Annotated in this window: 7 protein-coding genes and 1 pseudogene; 6 read left to right on the top strand and 2 right to left on the bottom strand. The window is 41.0% G+C overall.

Going from position 1 to position 4,777, the window contains the following annotated elements:
- Nucleotides 1-280 precede the first annotated feature (280 nt).
- The 5 genes from syd (at nt 281) to IQ211_RS17900 (ending at nt 2,989) form a co-directional block, all read left to right on the top strand.
- Nucleotides 281-832: a SecY-interacting protein gene (gene syd, locus IQ211_RS17920; protein ID WP_189761231.1), complete on the top strand. Its 552-nt coding sequence runs from the start codon at nt 281-283 to the stop codon at nt 830-832.
- A gap of 395 nt (nt 833-1,227) precedes the next feature.
- On the top strand, nt 1,228-1,398 hold the full coding sequence (locus IQ211_RS17915) for a hypothetical protein (protein ID WP_189761232.1): 171 nt from the start codon (nt 1,228-1,230) through the stop codon (nt 1,396-1,398).
- Nucleotides 1,399-1,426: 28 nt separating this feature from the next.
- Nucleotides 1,427-1,753 (top strand): YqcC family protein, encoded by a 327-nt coding sequence (locus IQ211_RS17910; protein ID WP_189761233.1) that lies wholly within the window; start codon nt 1,427-1,429, stop codon nt 1,751-1,753.
- A 1-nt stretch (nt 1,754) separates the two neighbouring features.
- Complete coding sequence (gene truC / locus IQ211_RS17905) at nt 1,755-2,507, top strand: tRNA pseudouridine(65) synthase TruC (RefSeq protein WP_189761234.1); 753 nt, start codon at nt 1,755-1,757, stop codon at nt 2,505-2,507.
- A 35-nt stretch (nt 2,508-2,542) separates the two neighbouring features.
- The gene (locus IQ211_RS17900) at nt 2,543-2,989 is read left to right on the top strand and encodes a flavodoxin (RefSeq protein ID WP_189761235.1); all 447 of its coding nucleotides are present in this window, start codon (nt 2,543-2,545) and stop codon (nt 2,987-2,989) included.
- Between the two features lie 185 nt (nt 2,990-3,174).
- Here the strand turns inward: IQ211_RS17900 and IQ211_RS17895 are convergent, their stop codons facing one another.
- A complete protein-coding gene (locus IQ211_RS17895; RefSeq protein ID WP_047769036.1) occupies nt 3,175-3,561 on the bottom strand; it encodes a DUF3461 family protein in 387 nt (128 codons plus the stop codon).
- A gap of 352 nt (nt 3,562-3,913) precedes the next feature.
- Between IQ211_RS17895 and IQ211_RS17890 the strand changes: the two genes are divergently transcribed.
- Complete coding sequence (locus tag IQ211_RS17890) at nt 3,914-4,549, top strand: hypothetical protein (protein ID WP_189761236.1); 636 nt, start codon at nt 3,914-3,916, stop codon at nt 4,547-4,549.
- A gap of 135 nt (nt 4,550-4,684) precedes the next feature.
- On the opposite strand, the pseudogene IQ211_RS20255 reads toward IQ211_RS17890, so the two are convergent.
- A pseudogene (locus tag IQ211_RS20255) lies at nt 4,685-4,777 on the bottom strand (IS982 family transposase); the annotation flags it as partial.

Below are 4,777 nucleotides of genomic sequence, written 5' to 3'. Positions count from 1 at the left end.
CATCAATTCAAGGGCGCGTTTTTGTTCTGGTGTCAGATGAATTTTCATGGTCGCAAGCATGATCGGATTAGGATAAAAAATCAAGCATCTTCAATGACGATTGGTATATATACCCATCGCACTTCAAGATGCACATTGTTTCTCCCCACGAAGCGGGGAAAAACAATGAGTTATGTTGTCTTATAATGAGCAACTTAAAAGGTAACGCGTATATCAACATTTTTTCATGAAGATGGTAACATCACGCTTATAAGCCTGAAAATAGGGATGATATAATCATATGACCTTTAATGTGACAGAGGCACTATCTGACTTTACCCGACGTTATGTTGAATTATGGCAAGAGAAAACAGGGTTTCCGCCAGCCAGCAGTGAGTTGTATGGCATACCTTCACCCTGTATCGAGCGCACGGGAGATGGTGTGGTGTATTGGTTGCCACGATCGTTTTCTGCCCAAGAAAAACTTAGCAAGGTAGAAACTGCATTGGAGATCCGTTTGCAGGACGCCATCCATGATTACTATGTGATGCAGTTTGCAGGTGATATGACAGCCAGTTTTGCCGGACAAAATTTCAGCCTGATTCAGGTATGGAGTGAAGATGATTTTATTCGCTTGCAGGAAAATCTGATTGGTCATCTTGTGACACAGAAGCGGTTAAAGCTTTCACCTACCGTCTTTATTGGGACGACAGATTCTGATATGGGATTGATTTCTGTGTGTAATTTGACAGGGCAAGTGATGCTTGAACAGTTTGGTAGCCATGAGCGGAAAGTTCTATCCGCAGATTTGGCAAGTTTCCTTTCGGTTATCAATCCCGTTGTGTGCGATTGATTGCAGATATTGATTGGCTTTTTTGTGAGAAATATCTCACATTTTACGTGAGATATTTCTTCTAATCATGACGTGAATATTATTCATTGAAATTATTTTTATTCTATATCAATAACATGTGTAATTTTATCTCAATGTGAATTTTTCATATTGCTTACGATTTTGATTCAGTGGCTTGTTTCAAGAGTCTGGATCGTAGATCCTTTCATTGTTCCGCAAGGAACCACTGCAAAACAATAACCAGGGATAAATCCATCGGGAAGATGGTACAAGGATGACTAGGTACAGGCAGGAACGCTAAAAACTATCAGTATAATGATTGCATAAAGGATAACTGACAGGGATGTATTTTGTCAGGGAAATTAGCAGGAAGCCCCCCATGTAGCAGGATTGCTATGACAGCCACTCAAGAGGAGAGAGAATATCTCTCCTCTTACTCCACTTGTATTGCCTTAACTACTTGCTTTAACTATTACCGCCATTTTTCCTGCCGTAACTTTTCCGCTGAAATCGTATCAATGATACTCTTACCTCCCAATGACACGGTGACAGTTTTTGTCATCTGAGCAACAGACAAGTATCAGACGAAACATCATGAGTATCGAGAAACAAATTCTACATAATCTGCAATTAATTGAAGCTACCATGAAAACGGTAGGGATGTGGCAAAATTATCCGCCTAAACCAGAAGCCTTCGAAAGTATCGAACCTTTTTCCATTGATACCATGTCAGCAGGAGAGTGGCTCCAGTGGGTATTAATTCCAAGGATGCGCGCCTTGATAGAACAAGAAGCCAGTTTGCCGACGGCATTTACCATCGCCCCGTATTTTGAAGAAGTGTATAAAGAAGAAGTAGAGCGTTTTTTCCCTTTACTTGAACACTTACGGGCATTGGACAACCTGTTTACGCAGGATACCTAATATGCTGGAGATTATTTATCAGGATAAACATATTGTTGCAGTTAATAAGCCTGCCGGATGGTTGGTTCACCGAAGTTGGCTGGCGCGCCATGAAACTGTTTTTGTGATGCAGACATTGCGTGATCAAATTGGACAGCATGTTTTCCCTGTCCATCGTCTGGATAGGCCAACATCAGGCGTTTTATTGATGGCGCTTTCAAGTGAAGTAGCCAGGACACTTGCACAACAATTTGAATGCCACGATATACAAAAAACATATCACGCAGTTGTGCGGGGTTATGTTGAAGGTGATGATATTATCGACTATGCCCTAATGGAAGAGTTGGATAAAATTGCGGATAAATTTGCTGATACAGATAGAGCAGCACAACCAGCCGTTACTTATTACCGTTCGTTGGCAAAAGTAGAGTGTCCGGTTGAGATAGGGCGTTATCCAACATCTCGCTTTAGTCTGTTGGAGCTGATGCCAAAAACGGGTCGTAAGCATCAATTGCGGCGGCATATGGCACATATTCGACATCCGATCATTGGGGACACTACGCACGGCGATTTGCGACAAAATCGAGGAGTTGCTAAATATTATCAGACTGGCAGGTTAATGCTGCATGCCAGCTGCCTTCAACTTAAACATCCCGTGACAGGAGAGCGCCTTCTCCTCACTGCGCGTTGGGAGCAATCATGGCAGCATTTGATTGAGCAATTTGGCTGGCAGGGTATTGTACCTGATCTGGAATGTTTGACTATTCATGAATAAACGCAGTATCAAACTGATTAAAGAGATCAATATCTATGGCAAAGATTGGTGTTTTCGTTGGTACAGTTTATGGCAATGCGTTAGCGGTTGCAGAAGAAGCACAGCAGATACTTGAGCAGCAGGGGCATAAGGTTGCGGTTTTTGAAGATGCAACCTTAGAACAATGGCAAGAGTATTTGCAACAGGTTGTTTTAGTGGTCACTTCGACAACAGGGCAAGGTGATCTGCCTGACAATATCCAGCCACTCTATACAGAATTAAATGATAAGTTGGGCTATCAGCCCGATCTGAGCTACGGCGTGATTGCGTTAGGTGACAGCAGTTATGACTCTTTCTGTGGTGGTGGCCGTACATTTGATGAACTGTTACAGGAACAGGGAGCCAAACGAATCGGCGAGGTACTGTTGATTGATGCAATTGAGGTTGTTGAACCTGAAGTCTTTGCCCAAGATTGGATTGAGGAGTGGGGGACTTTGTTGTAGGAAATGGTCTATTACACCGCTTATACGCATTAATCTTCAAGTTGCAATTTACAACACGCTATGAAACGTGATTTCTCCCCTGCTTCACGGGGAGAAATCACACGCATCTTGAAGTTAGATTGGTATATACCTTTATCGGGTTCGAAAATTGGGCAGGATAAGCGGTGTATGACAAACTGACATAATTACTTACGGGCCAGCTTTTCCAAATCTGCTTCAATTTCTGCAATCTTATTCGCAACGACATGTTCGAGATGGCGTAAGTCGTCGAGGATTTTGCGTTGCAAATCCACTTCTATCTGATCACGTTTGCAGATCTGATCTAATTCTTCAATGACATAACGTAGGTTGGTGTTGATCTCTTTGACTTCTTTGTAACCCTGGCTAGAGTGGGCGTCAGAGATGGTCTTTAACTGGCGTGGATACTTAAATTTAACGCTTTTGGCGAAGAATTCGCCTTTGTCCTTGCGGAAATAAATCTTCAGAATGTCGTTATTCGCTTCCTGACGGAGGCTATAGCGATCAATATCTTCAGGATGTGTGATCCCCAAACTTTTCAAGTTATCGTACATAACGCGCCACCTAGTCATCTAAATGAAATGGAAAGGCTAAAAATAGTGGATTTATTATCCATTTCGTAATCGTTAAAAGTCAAATGGTTAATGGGGATTGAGGAAATACTAACCGAAACAGGTTAGTTTTCGGTAGAAAAGCAGAACAACAAAAGGACAATAAAGTAACCTGTTTTCTTATTGAACTTAAGATCCAATCAAACTAATATCACGTTAAGAGATATTTATCAATTTGGTAACTATACGCATTAAACTTCAAGTTGCAATTTACAACATGATATGAAATCACACGCATCTTGAAGTTAGATTGGTATATATTGCCTATTTAGATAAGTAGAGCTGAGAGGAAGACATGCCAAAAAAATTGGTGGATCCTGAAAAGATTAATGCAGTCTTTGCTCATTTGAACGAAGGCTCAGATAATCATGCCCTCTATATTTCATTAATGGGCGGAACAGATATTACAAATCAGATAAGAGGGTTGGTATTTTCTCCTGGCTATCGTATGGTTCGTGTCGATGGCCGATTGGGGGAGTGGATTAGTCAGTCCCATTTTGAGCTAGCCTTATTGAATGATGTCTCTAAAGAAGTTGTTTATTATAACAGGGTAGTTATACAGCCAGATGTTGTATTAAATTGCCGCCCTGTAACACAAATTCTTGTGTGGCGAATTAGGACACCTCAACATCGAGCTGTCCTACGTGACTTAGCCGGTAAGGTATTCTTTGATTATTTAATTGAACGGTATGATGTCATTGTATCAGATATGAACCAGACAACTGACGGTATGGCTTTTTGGCAGGATCGGATGTATGACGCACTAGCATATAATATGCATGTTTATTCTTATGACATGATTTCTGGTGAGTTGCACAAAATTCTGACCCAAAATGATGTTAGTAGTCAAGAAATGTGGTTATGGGGAGATCCTGAACACTACCAAAATAGATTGGCAATCATTTCTAAAAACGAGTTACCTATTCAATAGAATTGTTTCAGTAAGTTATCTTCTATATACGAAAAATTGTTTTCTCCGGATCGATAGTGAAGCGGCTATACATTTATATAGTATGTAGCCGCTCGGTAATTCTGTGAACTTATTAACTTAACGCGATGCTCAACTTTAACACCCAATAACGAGCGTTTGTTGAAGCCAGTCGCGTTGTTTTTTACCTTGTTTAAAGTTGGCAAAAATACCCAATGTGTGAGAAAGCAG

It is taken from the genome of Xenorhabdus griffiniae, assembly GCF_015163655.1.
In the GTDB taxonomy this organism is placed as follows: Bacteria; Pseudomonadota; Gammaproteobacteria; order Enterobacterales; family Enterobacteriaceae; genus Xenorhabdus; species Xenorhabdus griffiniae.
The sequence above is the reverse complement of the archived record's forward strand: the minus strand, read 5'-3'. Positions and strand labels throughout refer to the sequence as shown.